A 442-nucleotide genomic window follows, 5' to 3' on the forward strand; every position below is an offset into this window, starting at 1 on the left:
CCGGCAGACCGGCCGCCCTCCCCGCCTCGACCAGGGCGCTTCCCGCAAGGCCGAAGAGAATCAATTCGGAGTCGACGGCCGCCACCGCTTCGGCGATGGCGGAGGCGATCCGGCGGTCCCGACAAGCCATGTTGTACAGGGCGCCATGGGGCTTCACGTGCTGCAGGCGCTTCCCGCAGGCCCGGGCGAAGGCGGTGAGGGCGCCCACCTGATACAGGGTCATGTTGTAGACATCCTTCGTATCCACCTCGATCCGCCGCCGGCCGAACCCCATCAGGTCCGGCAGCCCGGGATGGGCCCCCAGTCCGACGCCCTTTTCCGCGGCGGCCTTCACGATGCGCCCCATCACGTTGTGGTCTCCGGCATGATAACCGCAGGCGATGTTGGCGGACGTGACAAAGCGGAGAACCTCCTCGTCCTGACCGATGGTGTAGGCTCCGAA

The 442-nt window shown here is 67.4% G+C and carries 1 protein-coding gene; it reads right to left on the reverse strand.

What is annotated here, in order from left to right:
* A partial coding sequence (locus RZO55_RS02990) for a LamB/YcsF family protein (RefSeq protein ID WP_318062808.1) occupies positions 1 to 442 on the reverse strand: 442 nt, incomplete at both ends.

The sequence above is a fragment of the Clostridium boliviensis genome (assembly GCF_033342255.1).
Lineage (GTDB): Bacteria > Bacillota > Clostridia > Lachnospirales > Lachnospiraceae > Lacrimispora > Lacrimispora boliviensis.